The organism is Natronocella acetinitrilica (assembly GCF_024170285.1).
Classification (GTDB): Bacteria; Pseudomonadota; Gammaproteobacteria; order Nitrococcales; family Aquisalimonadaceae; genus Natronocella; species Natronocella acetinitrilica.
Map to the genome: position 1 here is coordinate 407402 of NZ_JALJXV010000001.1, position 15823 is coordinate 423224.

Below are 15823 nucleotides of genomic sequence, written 5' to 3' on the forward strand. Positions count from 1 at the left end.
AGCCGCATACGGTAAGCCAGCCCGGCGCAACATGGAAGCACGGAGGCTCAGTAATCGTTGGGGTCGATGCCCAGGGACTTGAGCTTGCGATACAGATGGGTGCGCTCCATCCCCGCCAGTTTGGCCAGTTCCCCCACACTGCCGCCGGCCGCGGCGAGCTGTTTCTTCAGGTACAGCCGCTCGAAAGATTCGCGGGCCTCGCGCAACGGACGGTCCAGGCTCAGGCTCACGCCGCCACGCAGTTGCTGATCCGGGGAGCGCGCGCCGGACAGCGCCGTTTCGACTTCATCCACCGTGATTTCCGGCCCTTCCCCGAGTATGAGGAGCCGCTGCACCAGATTCTTGAGCTCCCGGATGTTGCCGGGCCAGTGGTGGCGTCGCAGGCGGGCAATCGCCGCATCGGAGAAGCGCCTCTCCGGCAGGCTCTCCCGGGTGAGCAGGCGCTGGAGGTAGAACTCCAGCATCTGCGGGATATCCTCGGCGTGCTCACGCAGCGGCGGAATGCGCAGGGGCACCACGTTGAGATGGTAGTAGAGGTCTTCACGAAAGCGCCCGGCGCGTACTTCTTCTTCCAGATCAACCCGGGTGGCGGCAAGCACCCGCACATCCACCTTGACCGGCTCGGCGCCACCAACACGGTGAAAACTGCGGCTGTTGATGGCGCTCAGCAGGCGGACCTGGGCAGGCAGATCGAGATCGGCAACCTCATCCACGAGCAACGCGCCATGGTTGGCCTGCTCCAGCCGACCGTAAAGCACCCGGCCACCCTGCTCGCTGCCAAACAACTCGGGCGCGGAGCTGGCGCCGGCGATGGAGCCGGCGGCCACCTCCACCAGGGGCCCGTTACGGCGCTGGCTGCAGCGGTGCAGATAGCGCGCCGCGGTCCGCTTGCCGGTGCCTGCCTCACCACTGATCAGTACCCAGGTATCGTGACTGGCGATGCGGCGAATCTGCTCGCGCAGACTCTGCATGATACGACTGTTGCCCAGCGGCTCCGCCGGGCTACCCGCCTGCTCCCGCAGGCCGCGATTCTCCCGCAGCAGCCGATCCGCCTCCAGGGCGCGCTCCACCACGAGCAAGAGCTTGGCCAGGGACAACGGCTTCTCGATGAAATCGTAGGCGCCCAGCCGGGTCGCCTCCACCGCGGTCTCCACGGTGCCGTGGCCGGACATCATCACCACCGGGCAAGGCAGGCTGCCCGAGGCGGACCACTCCTTGAGTAGAGCGATACCGTCGGTATCGGGCATCCAGATATCCAGCAGTATGAGATCCGGTCGGCGCTGGCGCAGCGCCTGTCGGGCATGAGCGGCATCCTGCGCAACCTGAACCTCGTAGTCTTCATCCTCGAGTATGTCCTGCACCAGGGTCCGGATATCCGGCTCGTCATCGACCACCAGGATACTGGAGCGGCTCATGGCGGGCGGTGTTCTGGTGGACTCCGGAAGTCGCTGGGCCTGATTCATCGGGTACCCCCTGCGCGCTCTCCGCCGGCAACGCGACGCACGGTCGACAGCTCGCTCAAAGTGGTTTCGGTGAGCGGCAGACGGATTGTCACCTGCGCACCCTCCTCCAGGTTCTCGGCATTGATGGTGCCGTTATGTTCCTCGACGATCTTCTTCACGATGGGCATACCGAGCCCGGTGCCCTTGGCCTTGGTGGTGACATACGGCTCGAACAGATGGCCCAGGACGTCCTCGCTGAAACCAGGGCCGTGATCCCGCACCCTGAGCTGAACCTGCGGTGACTCACCATTGCCCAGATACTCGGTACTGAGCTGAAGCTGGCAGCGCCGGCCCTTGGGAGTCGACTCCAGGGCGTTTTTGACCAGATTATGCAGCAGTTGGCGCAGTCTCCCCGCATCGGCGGTGAATCGGGGCAGGGACGGGTCCAGGTTGAAGCGGATGCTGACACCGCCGGGACTGGTGCGATAGAGCTCGAGGACTTCCACCACCAGATCATTGAGATCAACAGCCTGCAGGTTGAGTTCCGGCGGATGCGCGTAATCGCTGAATGCGTTGACCATGGTCTTCATGGCGTCCACCTGGTGGATGATGGTGTTGGTTGCCCGATCCAGTACCTCGGACTCGCGACCCTCCAGGGCCGGGAGACACTTGCGGCGCATGCGTTCGGCGGCCAGCTGGATCGGCGTCAGCGGGTTCTTGATTTCATGGGCCAGTCGTCGTGCGACCTCGGCCCAGGCGGCATCGCGCTGGGCCTGGATCAGGGCGGTGACGTCGTCAAGCACGATCACCTGACCACCCATGCCCCCGCCACCGGTGAGGGTCGCGCCGCTGCACATCAGCACCTGTCGGCCGTTGGGGCGTGGCAACACGATCTGCTCCCGCCATTCGGATCGGTTGGCGTTGACGTGGCGCCGCACCACGTTGGCAAGGGGCTCCAGCGCCGGTGTTTCCAGGGCGAGCTGCTCCAGCGTCTTCCCCTGGTGGGAGCGCAGGTTGAGGCCAAGGATCTGGTCAGCGGCCAGGTTGTGGGTGCGCAGCGCACCGTCGCGGTCGGTGGCAAGCACCGCGGAAGACAACCGACCGAGCAGCGCTTCCAGATAGGCCCGTTGTGCCTCCACCTGGGCCTGACTGGTCTTCGCCTGATCCCGGGCGTGAGCCACGCGCCGACTCATGTCGTTGAAGGACCGCACCAGAAAGCCGAGTTCGTCGCGACCGGCAGGCGGCAGCTGCTTGCCGTATTCGCCAGCGGCCACAGCCTCGGTACCTTCGGCGAGATAACGGATCGGTGCCGCCAGACGGCGGGCAGCGTAGAACGCCGACCAGACGGCGAACAGCAGGCTGATCAGCAATACGAGTGACAGGGTAAGGACGAAGCTGTCCTGCAGGGGGCGACGCAGGTAGCCTACCTCCTGATAGCGGGCATAGTGGGTCTGCACGCTCTCGGCGAGGGCATCGACCCGCGGCGACACCGAGAACAGCCCTTGCAACACCCGTTGATCCGGGGTGCCGTCAGCATCCGGCGCCGGCACGATGATCCGGATGTGCAGCCCGGAATCACCGATGGGATCAAGGCCCACATAAGCACGGCCCTGACGAAGCTGAAGGAGGATGTCCTCCTCCGGTCGCCGGGGCAGCACCGCCGCCGGCTCCCGGGCACTGGTGGCGATGATACGTCCGCTGGTGGTCATGAGGGTCAATTCCGAAGCCCCGACACGCTCTCGCTCCTGACTCAGGGTGATGGGCGCAAGGGGCTCGCTCACGTCGCGGAACTGCAGCGACGAAGTCTCCATGCGTCGAAGTAACTCGCGCATCCGCATGTCGAAGGATGCCTGGGACAGGCTCAGCGCATCCTCCATGGCCTGCTGCTCCATGCGGGAGTCGAACCAGGTCTCGATGCCGCGATTCAGGAACTGCACGGAAAACAGGTACACCACGCTGACCGGCACCACCGCCAGAACAACGAACATGGTGACCAGCCGCACCGTGAGGCGACTGCCGGGCTGGCCCAGCCGACGCTGATTGATCAGGCGGGCGAGATTCCAGATGATGAGAACACCGAGCCCGATCAGGCAGACGGTATTGAGGAACAGCAACCACGGATGCAACTGGCCGAAGACTTCGGAATTCTGGGTGGCGACACTCAGCAGATAAAGTGCGACCAACAACAGGGCGCAGAGCACCACCCGAAGGGCGCCTTCGCGGGAGACACGCTTTACTGTTCCACCGGCCATGTATACCAGTCACTCACCAGTCGCCACTCGGGCGAGACATAAGCCACGGTGCGCAGTGGATGAGGGAGGGCGTCGAGATCCAGGCGCGCTCGCGCCTCAACCCGGTAGTCTCCTTCACCGTCCAGCCTGTGCAGTTGCAGCAGCCGCATACCGACCACCGTTCCCCAGGCAGCCATGGCCATGTCGCGACGGAAGAATGTCCGGCGCTCGTTATCGAGATCATTATGGACGACATAGCGCCGACTGAGTGCGTGGTAGAGCACGGTGACACGCACGGTGCGCTCAACCAGCTCGGCGTCCCACCACCACCACCAGCGTGGACGATAGACCCGGGCGGTGACTTCGAGGGTCAGGGGTACACCGCTGGTGAGCGCGTCCTCGGCGGCCGCGCTGAGCATGATATCGAAGCGGCTGTCGAGGCTGAGGAAGGTTCCGGCAGTGCGCAGCTCGCCGTTCACCAAGCGAATTTGCCCGTCCTCCGCGGCGGCTGCCGGGGGCAGGAGGAGCAGTGCCAAAAACACCAGCATGAGAAGCGGCATTCGCCCCATGTTAACTGCCAGAGCCCTCAAAACCGTCTCACCTGTGTGCCTGCCGTGGAATGTCGTTCAGCCTTTACGCAGCACTGCGTAGTAGAAGCCGTCCATGCCGTCCATTCCCGTGAGTATCTGCCGGCCATGGGCCTGAGGCAGGCCCCAGGACTGTTCGATGGGCGACTCGAAGACATCTGTCCGGGCCGTGATGAACCGCCCGACTACGCCAGCGTTCTCCTCCGGCAACACGGAACACGTCGAATAGACAAGCATACCGCCCCGTTGCAACAGGGGCCACACCGCCCGCAGGAGCTTAAGCTGTGTGTCGGTCAGCATGCTTATATCGTCGTCACGGCGCAGAGACTTGATATCCGGATGGCGACGGATCACGCCCGTCGCCGAGCAAGGGGCATCCAGCAGTACACGATCATAGGGGCGACCATCCCACCAGCTGTCGGGGTCAGCCCCATCACCCACCACCAGTTCGGCCCGCAGCTGGAGGCGTTCCAGGTTCTGCGTCAGCGACTCAAGACGCCTGGCGTCCACGTCCACCGCAGTCACCGCTGCAAGCCGCGGCTCCCGCTCAAGCATGTGGCAGGTCTTGCTGCCCGGGGCGGCGCAAAGATCCAGAACGCGCTGACCCGGAGCAAGCGCCAGCAGGTCGGCGGCCAGTTGTCCGGCGGCGTCCTGCACTGATACCAGGCCGTCGGCGAACCCGGGTAGGCGCTCTACCGCCACCGGTGCATCAAGCACAATGGCATCAGTGGCGTGCGGGTGCGCGCGAGCTGCCAGGCCATCCGCTTCGAGCTGTGCCAGATACTTGCCGCGGTCGCCATGGCGCCGATTGACCCGCAACGTCATGGGCGGCCTGGCGTTGCCAGCGTCACAGAGGGCTTCCCAGTCAGTCGGCCAGGCCTGGCGGAACCGCCGCAGGAGCCAGTCGGGGTGTGCGTGGCGGGCTGCCGGTTGCGCTGCGGCACGCTCGCAGATGGCCTGCTGATCCGCCTGGAAACGGCGCAGCACGGCATTGACCAGGCCTGCTGACCAGCGCTTGCCGGTGCTGCGGGCCAACGCCACCGTCTCATGCACAGCGGCGTGGGGCGGTATTCTGGTCTCCGCAAGTTGATAGAGCCCCAGCAGCAGAATGCAGGAGATATCCTCATCACGACGCCGCAGGGGCTTGGAGACCAGGGCATCACGCCAAGCCTGCAGTCGCGGAAGCCAGCGCATCACGCCGTAAGCCAACTCCTGGGTCAACCCTCGCTCGGCAAGAGGAAGTTCCGGTAGCGAATCGGCAAGTGCGTCGGTGAGGGAGCGCTGGTCGCGGATGACGGCCAGCAACACCTGCAGGGCCGCGAGCCGTGCAGCCCCGGAGGGGTTGCCGTCACCCAAGTCGAACACCAGGCGTCAGGGATCGACCATTGAGGAAAGCTGCAACACCCATGGGTCGTCCGTTCGGCGGCTGAAGCTCCAGCACACGCAAACGACCACGGCCACACTGTATGATGATGCCGTCAGCGTCTGCGGCAAGCACGGTCCCCGGGGCCGCGTCTCCATCGCCGTCCGCCAGGGCATCCGCCTGCCAAAGTCGCAGGGCTCCGCCCTGCCATGTGGTCTGGGCCACGGGCCAGGGATTGAAAGCCGCGATCTGCCGGCGGATGGATTCGGCATCGCGCTGCCAGTCGACGAGGGCCTCTACCTTGTCCAGTTTCGACGCGTACGTGACCCCGTCGGAATCCTGGGGTTCGGCCTCGAGGCTGCCATCAAGGATAGCCGGGAGGTTTTCCATGAGCAGCCCAGCACCCATTGCCGCCAGTCGGTCATGCAGGCTCGCACCGGTATCGCTCCGGTGAATCGGTGTCGCGCCCCGGGCCAGAACCGGGCCGGTATCAAGACCGGCCTCCATCTGCATGAGGCAGACCCCGGTGTCTGCATCGCCGGCCAGCATGGCCCGCTGAATCGGGGCTGCACCCCGCCAGCGGGGCAGCAGCGACGCGTGGATATTCACGCAACCCCGGCGCGGCAAGGCCAGTACGGCGGTCGGCAGGATCAACCCGTAGGCAACCACCACCAGCAGGTCAAGCTGAAGCGCCGCCAGCGCCTGCCGGGCCTCGGCGTCAAGCCGGGCCCACTGCTGCACTGGTAGGCCGTGTCGTTGCGCACACTGCTTGACGGGAGAGGGCCGCGGCTTGCGCCCGCGCCCGGCAGGCCGGTCCGGCTGGGTCAGGACAACCACCGGCGGATAGCCCCCTTCGACCAATTGCTCCAGCGCGGGCACGGCGAAATCCGGCGTGCCGGCAAAGCCGATACGGGGCGTGTCGGTCATGGCGCGGATCAGATCACGCTCTGGCCGACGTCGGCAGGCTCGAGATCCTGCCTCGCCTGCTTCTCGAGCTTCTTGCGGACACGCTTGCGCTTGAGTTCAGACAGGTAATCGACAAACAGCTTGCCGGCCAGATGATCCATCTCGTGCTGTATGCAAACCGCCAGCAGGCCATCGGCGTCGAGTTCGAAGACGTCGCCCTCGCGATCCAGGGCACGCACCCGGATACGCTCCGCGCGCTCGACATAGTCAAAGTAGCCGGGCACGGACAAACAGCCTTCCTGCATCTGTTCGACGCCATCAAGTTCGATGATTTCCGGATTGATGAACACCCGAGGGTCGGAGCGATCCTCCGAGACGTCCATCACGATCACCCGCTGATGCACATTGACCTGCGTGGCCGCAAGTCCGATGCCGGGCGCGTCGTACATGGTCTCGAACATGTCATCCACCAGCCTGCGGATTGTGTCGTCAACCACCTCCACGGGCTTGGCGCGGGTGCGCAGCCTAGGGTCCGGATAATGCAGAATCTCGAGTTTAGCCATGGTGAGTTCGTTGCGGGTCGCTGGAAGTCGGGTTAGCCTAAAATGAGAATCAGTCCATGGAATTGGCTCTAATTCGTCGAGTTTAATGACGATTATAACGAATCCACCGCCCGGCGTCCCCAGCAGATACACTCTGCTCAGTCGTCCGGGGTAACTCGGCGATCGGGTCGTGGCGGTGTCATGAGCTTCAATCGGATTTAAGGAAAACCGCATGCGCATTGGGAAGCTGCTGGGTCTCGCCCTGGGATTGATGATCACGATCCCGGTCCTTGTCGCGGCAGAAGCCTTTCGGGAAGACCACCCGGAGCGCTATACGGTGGTAGAGGGGGATACCCTCTGGGACATCTCCGAGCGATTCCTGCGCACACCCTGGGTCTGGCCGGAAATCTGGCATGCCAACCCCGAGATCGAAAACCCCCACCTTATATATCCCGGTGATGTCATCAGGCTGGTGTACATCGAAGGAGAACCACGGCTGACCGTCGAGCGTGGTTTGCGGGAGATCCGCCTGGCACCGGGCGTCCGCGAGGAAGCACTACCCGACGCCATCGCAGCCATTCCCATGGAAGCCATCCGACCGTTCCTCAATCGCAGCCATGTGGTGGACGGTGAGTTCTTCAACACGGCCCCCTACGTGGTTGCCGGTGAAGACGAGCGTGTCATGGCAGCACGGGACGATCGGATCTACGTCCGTCGACTGCCCGCGGAAAATGGCGCTGGCGGCTACACCCTGGTTCGTCGGGGCGTTGCCTACCGGGACCCGGACACGCGTGAAGTGCTGGGCTACGAGGCCACCTACCTGGGCGAGATGAACGTGACGCGGGAAGGGGATCCCGGCACCGGCCGCGTGACCACCAGCACCCGGGAGATTCTTGCCGGCGACCGGTTGCTTCGCATGCCCCGCGAACCCAGCCGCACCCGCTTCGTTCCCCAGGCACCGGAAATCGAGGTCGATGCCCGCATCATTCATGTGATGGATGGGGTCAACCAGATTGGTCAGTTCAATGTGGTGGCGCTCAACATCGGTAATGACGACGGCATCCGCAGTGGAGATGTGCTGGCCATCTACAAGGCGGGGCGTGTGGTTCGTGACCCGGAAACCCGGGAACAGGTCACGTTGCCGGACGAGCGTGGCGGCGAGTTGATCGTGTTCCGCACCTTCGACCGGGTCTCCTATGGTCTGGTTATGCGCGCGAACCGTCACATGAACGTGCTCGACCTGGTTCGCAACCCCTGATCCAGGGCTTGTGGGTGGCCGGCCTGGCCACCCGCAAGCCGTCATTACTATCCCATGAGCGACCTACATCACCGTCTTGCCCTCTGGCGTCTCCCGGCCATCGGGCCACGCGCCTACAGTCGGCTACTGGAAACCTTCGGCAGCGCGCGCGCTGCCCTGGGTGCGAGTGCCTCGGCCTGGCAGCGCCTCGACCTGGACCAGCGCAGCATCGACGCCCTGGGGGAGCCGGACTGGGCGGGAGCGGACGCTGATGTCGCCTGGCTTGAATCCTCGCCCCTGCACCATATCCTGCAGCCCGGTGACCCGAGCTACCCGGAACAGCTTGAAGTCCTGCCTGCCGTTCCGCCGCTGCTCTTCGTAACCGGCGACCCCGATATACTCCGACTGCCCCAGGTGGCGGTTATCGGCAGCCGCCGACCGACCAGCGGTGGCCGCGACACCGCAAGCGCCTTCTCCGCTCACCTGGCCAAGGCAGGGCTGGTGATCACCAGCGGACTCGCCCTGGGCGTGGACAGCGCGGCCCATGCCGCCGCCGTGGATGCGAACGGGCTCACCATAGCAGTCGCCGGCACGGGACCAGACCGGGTGTATCCACCACGCAATCGGGATCTGGCCCGCCGCATCGTTGATACCGGCGGCGCCGTGGTCAGTGAATTCCCCACCGGCATGGGTGCCCGACGGGAAAACTTTCCGCGCCGCAATCGCATCATCAGTGGGCTGGCCCTTGGCACCCTGGTGGTCGAGGCCGGCCTGCGCAGCGGCTCGCTCATCACCGCCCGCTACGCACTGGAGCAGGGCCGTGAAGTGTTCGCCATTCCCGGCTCCATTCACAACCCGTTGGCCAAGGGTTGTCACGCGCTGATTCGCGAAGGTCAGGCCAAGTTGGTGGAACAGGCCGGAGAAATCCTCGAAGAACTCCTGCCCCATCTGCACCTGCCGGAGACGCAACGACAACAGACAGGCCCGGAGGCGGCGCACGAGGAGCAGGTGGATTCGGAGCATACCCAGGTGCTTGAAGCACTGGGCCATGACCCCATTACCATCGATACGCTGCACCGCCGCACTGGATTGACGCCTGCAGTGCTTTCCTCCATTCTGCTGATTATGGAGCTGCAGGGTCAGGTCGAAACCCTGCCGGGAGGGCGGTATGCGCGGGCTGGTTAGTCCATCATGCGTCGCCCCCGACTCCGGTCGAGTGCGCTGTGGGTATCGATGGGGCCCGTTGCATCGGCCACCGAAGCCGGTATGGTAAATGCCCCCTTGAATACATGGCTCGGGACGCAAGAGGACCGGAAATGAAAGAGAATGTGTTCGACGTCTTGATGTATCTGTTCGAGAACTATATCTACGACGACGAACCGCAGCCGGACCGGGAATCCCTGGAATCGGAACTGTTTGAAGCTGGCTTCCAGCAACTCGAGATTCGCAAGGCTTTCACCTGGCTTGATGACCTGGCCCGTTCCCGGGAACTTCCCACGACGGCGATTGACAACAGTCAGGCGATTCGCGTTTTCACCGACGAAGAGCAGTCGAAGATCGACACCGACACGCAGGGGTTTCTGCTGTATCTGGAGCAGGCCGGTGTGGTCACGGCAACATCGCGGGAACTCATCATCGACCGCCTGATGGCGCTGGATGACGAGGAGATCGACCCTGACCTGGTGCGCTGGGTCACGCTGATGGTGTTGTATAACCAGCCCGGGCAGGAAGAAGCTTACGCATGGATGGAAAACCTGCTGTTCGACAGCCCCGTGCATCTGGTGCACTGAGACGCCTGCCTGCCCGTCACCGACAACTGGTAAGGAACTGAGCACGCCCGCCGGTCCGCGGGCCAGGCCCCGCTATGAGCAAATCTCTAGTCATTGTCGAATCACCGGCCAAGGCCAAGACCATCAACAAATACCTGGGAGATGACTTCCAGGTGATGGCGTCCTACGGCCATGTGCGGGACCTGGTCCCCAAGGAAGGCGCTGTCGACCCGGCCCACGGGTTCGCCATGAAGTACACCGTGATCGATCGCAACAAGAAACACGTGGATGCGATCGCCAAGGCACTCAAGCAAAGCCACGCCCTCTACCTGGCCACTGACCCGGATCGCGAAGGCGAAGCCATTTCCTGGCATCTGTTCGAATTGCTCCGCGAGCGCGGCCTGCTGAAGGAAAAGCCGGTGAAGCGGGTGGTCTTCCACGAGATCACCAAGCGGGCCATCAACGACGCCATCGACAACGCCCGCGACCTGTCCATGGATCTGGTCAACGCCCAGCAGGCGCGCCGTGCCCTGGACTACCTGGTGGGTTTCAACCTCTCGCCGCTGCTCTGGCGCAAGATCCACAGCGGCCTGTCCGCCGGCCGCGTGCAGTCCCCGGCACTGCGCATGATCGTGGAGCGGGAAGAAGAGATCGAGGCCTTCAAGCCCGAGGAGTACTGGAGCATTGAGGCGGACCTGGCAAAGGAAGGCGCCGCGTTCCAGGGTCGCCTGACCTACTTCCAGGATGAAAAGCTCCAGCAGTTCACGGTGACCGACGAAGCCCGCGCCACCACGGTCGAGAATGCGCTGGCGGAAGCCGCCAAGGCGCAGGCGCAAGGTGGCGTGAGCGGCGATGCCGTCGGCGAAGTGGTGGTGACGAAGGTCGAGCGCAAGCAGCGCCGCCGCAACCCTGCCGCGCCATTCACCACCTCGACTCTGCAGCAGGAAGCCTCCCGCAAGCTCGGCTTCGGTGCCCAGCGCACCATGCGCGTCGCGCAACAGCTCTATGAGGGCATTGACGTCGGCAGCGGCACTGTCGGCTTGATCACCTACATGCGCACCGACTCGGTGACCCTGGCCCGCGAGGCCGTGGACGAGATGCGTCAGGTGATTGCCAAACGCTACGGCAAGGACAAGGTGCCGGACACGCCGCACAGCTACAAGACCAAGGCCAAGAACGCCCAGGAAGCGCACGAGGCAATCCGGCCGACATCGGCGGCCCGCCATCCCGACGAGGTGAAGGCGCACCTGAACGATGAGCAACAGCGGCTGTATGAACTGATCTGGAAACGGGCCGTGGCCTGCCAGATGATTCACGCCACCATCAATACCGTGGCGGTGGACATGGAGTGCGGCAAGGGCAATGTCTTCCGGGCCAACGGATCCACCATTGCCGACCCGGGCTTCATGGCGGTCTACCTGGAGGGCGTGGACGACGCCAAGGTGGACAACGAAGACCGCATTCTGCCGCCCATCGAGGAGGGCGACCGCATCACGCTGCTCAAGATCCGCCCCGAGCAGCACTTCACCGAGCCGCCACCCCGGTATAGCGAAGCCAGCCTGGTGCGTGCTCTCGAGGACTACGGCATCGGCCGGCCATCAACCTACGCGAGCATCATCTCCACGCTGCTCAATCGCGAATACGTGACGCTGGAAAGCCGCCGGTTCCAGCCCACCTCGGTGGGCCGGGTGGTGAACAAGTTCCTCACCGACCACTTCACGCGCTACGTGGATTACGACTTCACCGCGCAGCTCGAGAACGAGCTGGATGAAGTTTCCCTGGGACGCAAGGAATGGATCCCGCTGCTCGAGGAGTTCTGGCAGCCGTTCAAGGAAACGGTGGATATCAAGAAGGATATTTCTCGCGAAGAGGTTGTACAGGCCCGGGAGTTGGGCATTGACCCGGACTCCGGCAAACCGGTACAGGTCCGGGTCGGGCGTTTCGGGCCGTTCGTGCAGATCGGCACCAAGGATGACGAGGAAAAGCCCCGCTTTGCGGGCCTGCGCCCCGGCCAGACCATGGACAGCATCACCCTGGAAGACGCCCTGGTGCTGTTCCAGCTGCCGCGTGATCTTGGCACCACCGACGAGGACGAAGAGATCCAGGTCAATATCGGCCGCTTCGGCCCCTATGTCCGCTACGGCAAGAAGTTCGTGTCCATCCGCGATGATGACCCCTACACCATCACCGCGGAACGCGCCCGGGAGCTGATCGCCGAGAAGAAACAGGCCGATGCCGAGCGCATCATTCACGATTTCAAGGATGCCGGCATTCAGGTCCTGCGCGGTCGCTACGGCCCCTACATCACCGACGGCAAGAAGAACGCCAAGATCCCCAAGGACGTCGAGCCCGAGAACCTGGACCTCGACACCTGCAAGGACCTCATCGCCAAGGCGCCTGAGCGCAAGGCTCGGCGCAAGGCGCCGGCCAAGAAGAAAACTGCGAAGAGCTGACATCATGGCCACTGGCTTGCGATTGTTGCCGGCACTGCAGGCCCTGGCCAGCGGCGGGGTGGTGGCCTACCCCACCGAGGCCGTTTACGGTCTGGGCTGCAATCCGCTTGATGAGTCCGCCGTTGCGTCCGTGCTGGCCATCAAGGGCCGCGCGGCCCGCAAGGGGTTGATCCTCATCGCTGCCGATCAGACACAACTCCTGCCGCTGCTCCGCCCCCTGCCGCCGGAATGGCAGGATCGCCTGAATGCCACCTGGCCCGGCCCTGTGACCTGGCTGCTGCCAGTGGCGGATTGGGTTCCCGACTGGCTCACCGGCGGTCGCAACACGCTGGCCGCCCGGGTCACCGATCACCCCATCGCCGCTGCCCTGTGCCATGCCTGGGGCGGCCCACTGGTTTCCACCAGCGCCAATCGCAGCGGCCTGCCCGCAGCCCGGACCGCATTACAGGTCCGTTCTCGCCTCGGTCAGGCGGTGGACGCGGTGGTGCCGGGCCCCACCGGCAACCGCCAGCAGCCATCCGAAATTCGCGACATGGCGAGCGGGCGGATTATCCGACCCGGGGGTTGATCGCCACCCGGCGGCCGGCCAAACATGGCAAACTCCGCTTCAGGACGAGTACAGTCACAGCAACAACCTGGCGCGGAGCAGGCTATGACCGATGTGAACCCGGATGCCGTACGAGACTATCTGCTGGATCTGCAGGATCGTCTCTGCGGTGCGCTGGAAGCCGAAGACGGCAAGGCGCGCTTCATCAATGACCCCTGGGAGCGTGACGAGGGGGGAGGCGGACGCTCGCGAATCATGCGCGATGGCCTGGTCTTCGAGCAGGCCGGAATCGGCTTTTCACATGTGCTTGGCGAGACGCTGCCTGCCGCCGCCACGGAGCGCCGCCCGGAACTTGCCGGCAGACGCTGGCAGGCCATGGGCGTGTCGCTGGTGATCCACCCGCTGAACCCCTACGCCCCCACATCCCATGCCAACATCCGCTTCTTCGTCGCCGAGCGGCCCGATGCCGACCCCATGTGGTGGTTCGGCGGCGGCTTCGATCTGACCCCCTATTACGGCTTCGACGACGATGCCATCCACTGGCACAGCACCGCCGCTGCGGCCTGCGCCCCCTTCGGCGACGACGTCTACCCCCGCTACAAGGCCTGGTGCGACGAGTACTTTCATCTCCCCCATCGTAATGAGCAGCGCGGTATCGGCGGCATCTTCTACGACGACCTGGATGCCTGGGGCTTCGAGCGCTGCTTTGCCTTCATGCGCTCCGTTGGTGATCACTTCGAACCGGCCTACCTGCCCATCGTGCAGGCCCGCCACCGCACACCCTACGCCGAGCGGGAACGGCAGTGGCAACTGTATCGACGGGGACGCTACGTGGAATTCAACCTGCTCTGGGACCGGGGCACCAAGTTCGGCATCCAGTCCGGTGGCCGCACCGAATCCATCCTGATGAGTCTGCCACCACTGGCGCGCTGGGAATACGGTCACACGGCGGAGCCAGGTAGCCCTGAGGCCGCCCTGCTGGAGCGTTACCTCAAGCCGCGGGACTGGATCGGCGTTCTGGACTGAAGGGCGGGGGAGGCGGTTGCATGGTCAGGGACCGTCAGCGACAGGGACGTCGCTGTCGAGCCTAAAGGGACGTATTCACGGCGTGTCCCTGACCATGCAACCGCCTCCCCCGCCCTTCAGTCCGGAACCCGAACAGGCGCAACCAGACGACACGACTTATTCACGCCATCTTCAAGGACCAGCACATGACCAACGGACGACTTCGGCTACTGCCCATCCTCCTGCTCGGCCTTCTGTTAACCGGCTGCGCCCTGCTCGAGACCCTGGAATCGGATCGTAGCAGCGGTGCCGACAACGATGAATCCCGCATCGCCGCCGGCTTGCGAGAGGCACTGCGCGTGGGCACGGAGCGGACCGTAGAGCGCACCAACCAGACCGATGGCTACCTCGGCAACGAACTGATCCGCATTGCGCTGCCGGATCAACTTCAATCGGCACAGAGCCAGTTGCGGCGCATCGGCATGAGCCGTCAGGTGGATGAGCTGGAAGTTGCCATGAACCGCGCCGCGGAGCTGGCAGCGGCCGAGGCGGTGGAAGTTTTTGGTGGCTCGATTTCGCGGATGCGCCCGGCGGACGTCTACGCCGTGTTCAATGGCGGCCCTGACGCAGCCACCCAGTACCTGCAGGCGGATTCCGAGGAAACCTTGCGGGAGCGCTACCGCCCCATCGTCGCCAGTCGCCTTGAAACCGTTCAGGGCTACGACCTGTACCGCGAAATCGCCAGCAACTGGAATCGTATCCCGCTGGTGCAACCCCTGGAGGTGGATCTGGACCGCTATGTGACCGAACGGGCACTGGACGGACTCTTCACCGTGCTGGCGGAGGAGGAGCAGCGCATTCGTGAGGATCCGGTTGCGCGCACCACTGCCATCCTCCGCGACGTGTTCGGGGGCTGACACCGTGGCCAAACCCGGAGCAGAGGACATGCGCTATTTCAGCAAGATCTTCCTGAAAGGGCTGGCGGCCGTCCTCCCCGTCACCATTACCCTGTACCTGATCTTCTGGCTGGCGGACCTGGCGGAATCGTTCTTTGGCGCCCTGATCGGCACCGTGCTGCCGATCTACTTCCCGGGGCTCGGTATCCTGCTGGCCATCGCCACCGTTTTCGGTATCGGGTTCCTGCTTCAGGCGTACCTGGTGCAGCGCATCTTCCAGTGGGGCGAGCGGGTGCTGCAGAGCATTCCACTGGTGAAAACCATCTACTCTTCCGTACAGGACCTGATGGACTTCGTGTCCCGCTCCAGCGCCGGCAACGCCAACCAGGTGGTCATGGTGCAGGTCAATGTCGGCGACACCAAGGCACGACTGCTTGGCTTCGTGACCCGGGAAGACTTCGAGAATCTGCCGGAGGGCATGGCAAACCAGGGTGACATCGCGGTTTATATGCCCATGAGCTACCAGATCGGTGGATACACCTTGATTCTACCCCGCGAATCCGTGCAAGCCATTGATATGCCAATGGATGAGGCCATGCGATTCGCCGTCACGGCGGGGATGTCCACTACCGCAGCAAAGTCCGCAATGCAAAACCCAGTTTCAGAAAAAAAGCATCGTTGAATCAATTGGTTCTGAAAACTGGAAAAGGGAAAATTCGCAGCCTAGTATTAGGGGCTCGAATAATTCGAAGCCTTGGAAGTTGCCGACGGAGACGGCGCTTCCGTCATCAGCGGGATGGCAGCGAACAGATCGCCCGTACGTGGCGCGTTGTTTTCTGTTTCCC

General features: G+C 63.9%; 14 protein-coding genes. 8 read left to right on the top strand and 6 right to left on the bottom strand.

Annotated features, from left to right (window positions below; translation table 11 throughout):
* Positions 1–47: 47 nt before the first annotated feature.
* The 6 genes from J2T57_RS01980 to def are packed head-to-tail and all read right to left on the bottom strand — an operon-like array spanning position 48 to position 7092.
* Complete coding sequence (locus J2T57_RS01980; RefSeq protein WP_253474202.1) at positions 48–1415, bottom strand: sigma-54-dependent transcriptional regulator; 1368 nt, start codon at positions 1413–1415, stop codon at positions 48–50.
* A gap of 44 nt (positions 1416–1459) precedes the next feature.
* Positions 1460–3694, bottom strand: coding sequence for a sensor histidine kinase (locus J2T57_RS01985; RefSeq protein WP_253473436.1), 2235 nt, complete (start codon positions 3692–3694; stop codon positions 1460–1462).
* A complete protein-coding gene (locus tag J2T57_RS01990) occupies positions 3676–4242 on the bottom strand; it encodes a DUF4390 domain-containing protein (RefSeq protein ID WP_253473439.1) in 567 nt (188 codons plus the stop codon). Before J2T57_RS01990 ends, J2T57_RS01985 begins: the two co-directional genes overlap by 19 nt.
* A 57-nt stretch (positions 4243–4299) precedes the next feature.
* Complete coding sequence (gene rsmB, locus J2T57_RS01995; RefSeq protein WP_253473442.1) at positions 4300–5625, bottom strand: 16S rRNA (cytosine(967)-C(5))-methyltransferase RsmB; 1326 nt, start codon at positions 5623–5625, stop codon at positions 4300–4302.
* Entirely contained in the window at positions 5609–6550 is a 942-nt protein-coding gene (fmt, locus tag J2T57_RS02000) for a methionyl-tRNA formyltransferase (protein WP_253473445.1), read from the bottom strand. The genes rsmB and fmt overlap by 17 nt, the downstream gene beginning before the upstream one ends.
* An 8-nt stretch (positions 6551–6558) precedes the next feature.
* Positions 6559–7092, bottom strand: a complete 534-nt coding sequence (def, locus tag J2T57_RS02005; RefSeq protein WP_253473448.1) for a peptide deformylase — start codon at positions 7090–7092, stop codon at positions 6559–6561.
* Positions 7093–7303: 211 nt separating this feature from the next.
* Here def and J2T57_RS02010 point away from each other — a divergent pair, with 211 nt between their 5' ends.
* The 8 genes from J2T57_RS02010 (at position 7304) to J2T57_RS02045 (ending at position 15660) form a co-directional block, all read left to right on the top strand.
* Entirely contained in the window at positions 7304–8329 is a 1026-nt protein-coding gene (locus J2T57_RS02010) for a LysM peptidoglycan-binding domain-containing protein (protein WP_253473451.1), read from the top strand.
* A gap of 54 nt (positions 8330–8383) precedes the next feature.
* Entirely contained in the window at positions 8384–9493 is a 1110-nt protein-coding gene (gene dprA, locus J2T57_RS02015) for a DNA-processing protein DprA (RefSeq protein WP_253473454.1), read from the top strand.
* A 131-nt stretch (positions 9494–9624) separates the two neighbouring features.
* Entirely contained in the window at positions 9625–10098 is a 474-nt protein-coding gene (locus J2T57_RS02020; protein ID WP_253473458.1) for a Smg family protein, read from the top strand.
* Positions 10099–10172: 74 nt separating this feature from the next.
* Entirely contained in the window at positions 10173–12530 is a 2358-nt protein-coding gene (locus tag J2T57_RS02025; protein ID WP_253473460.1) for a DNA topoisomerase I, read from the top strand.
* A 4-nt stretch (positions 12531–12534) separates the two neighbouring features.
* Positions 12535–13098 carry an L-threonylcarbamoyladenylate synthase type 1 TsaC gene (gene tsaC, locus J2T57_RS02030; protein ID WP_253473463.1) on the top strand — a complete coding sequence of 188 codons (564 nt, stop codon included), beginning with the start codon at positions 12535–12537 and terminating at the stop codon, positions 13096–13098.
* Between the two features lie 84 nt (positions 13099–13182).
* The gene (gene hemF / locus J2T57_RS02035; protein ID WP_253473466.1) at positions 13183–14103 is read left to right on the top strand and encodes an oxygen-dependent coproporphyrinogen oxidase; all 921 of its coding nucleotides are present in this window, start codon (positions 13183–13185) and stop codon (positions 14101–14103) included.
* 185 nt (positions 14104–14288) lie between these two features.
* Positions 14289–14999: a DUF4197 domain-containing protein gene (locus J2T57_RS02040; protein WP_253473469.1), complete on the top strand. Its 711-nt coding sequence runs from the start codon at positions 14289–14291 to the stop codon at positions 14997–14999.
* A 28-nt stretch (positions 15000–15027) separates the two neighbouring features.
* The gene (locus tag J2T57_RS02045; protein WP_253474204.1) at positions 15028–15660 is read left to right on the top strand and encodes a DUF502 domain-containing protein; all 633 of its coding nucleotides are present in this window, start codon (positions 15028–15030) and stop codon (positions 15658–15660) included.
* The last annotated feature ends 163 nt before the right edge of the window (positions 15661–15823 follow it).

Bases quoted from the DNA above. Each gene is read 5' to 3' on its own strand.
- J2T57_RS01980 (WP_253474202.1), bottom strand. From the start codon at position 1,415: ATGAGCCGCTCCAGTATCCTGGTGGTCGATGACGAGCCGGATATCCGG.
- J2T57_RS01985 (WP_253473436.1), bottom strand. From the start codon at position 3,694: ATGGCCGGTGGAACAGTAAAGCGTGTCTCCCGCGAAGGCGCCCTTCGG.
- J2T57_RS01990 (WP_253473439.1), bottom strand. From the start codon at position 4,242: ATGGGGCGAATGCCGCTTCTCATGCTGGTGTTTTTGGCACTGCTCCTC.
- fmt (WP_253473445.1), bottom strand. From the start codon at position 6,550: ATGACCGACACGCCCCGTATCGGCTTTGCCGGCACGCCGGATTTCGCC.
- def (WP_253473448.1), bottom strand. From the start codon at position 7,092: ATGGCTAAACTCGAGATTCTGCATTATCCGGACCCTAGGCTGCGCACC.
- J2T57_RS02010 (WP_253473451.1), top strand. From the start codon at position 7,304: ATGCGCATTGGGAAGCTGCTGGGTCTCGCCCTGGGATTGATGATCACG.
- dprA (WP_253473454.1), top strand. From the start codon at position 8,384: ATGAGCGACCTACATCACCGTCTTGCCCTCTGGCGTCTCCCGGCCATC.
- J2T57_RS02020 (WP_253473458.1), top strand. From the start codon at position 9,625: ATGAAAGAGAATGTGTTCGACGTCTTGATGTATCTGTTCGAGAACTAT.
- J2T57_RS02025 (WP_253473460.1), top strand. From the start codon at position 10,173: ATGAGCAAATCTCTAGTCATTGTCGAATCACCGGCCAAGGCCAAGACC.
- tsaC (WP_253473463.1), top strand. From the start codon at position 12,535: ATGGCCACTGGCTTGCGATTGTTGCCGGCACTGCAGGCCCTGGCCAGC.
- hemF (WP_253473466.1), top strand. From the start codon at position 13,183: ATGACCGATGTGAACCCGGATGCCGTACGAGACTATCTGCTGGATCTG.
- J2T57_RS02040 (WP_253473469.1), top strand. From the start codon at position 14,289: ATGACCAACGGACGACTTCGGCTACTGCCCATCCTCCTGCTCGGCCTT.
- J2T57_RS02045 (WP_253474204.1), top strand. From the start codon at position 15,028: ATGCGCTATTTCAGCAAGATCTTCCTGAAAGGGCTGGCGGCCGTCCTC.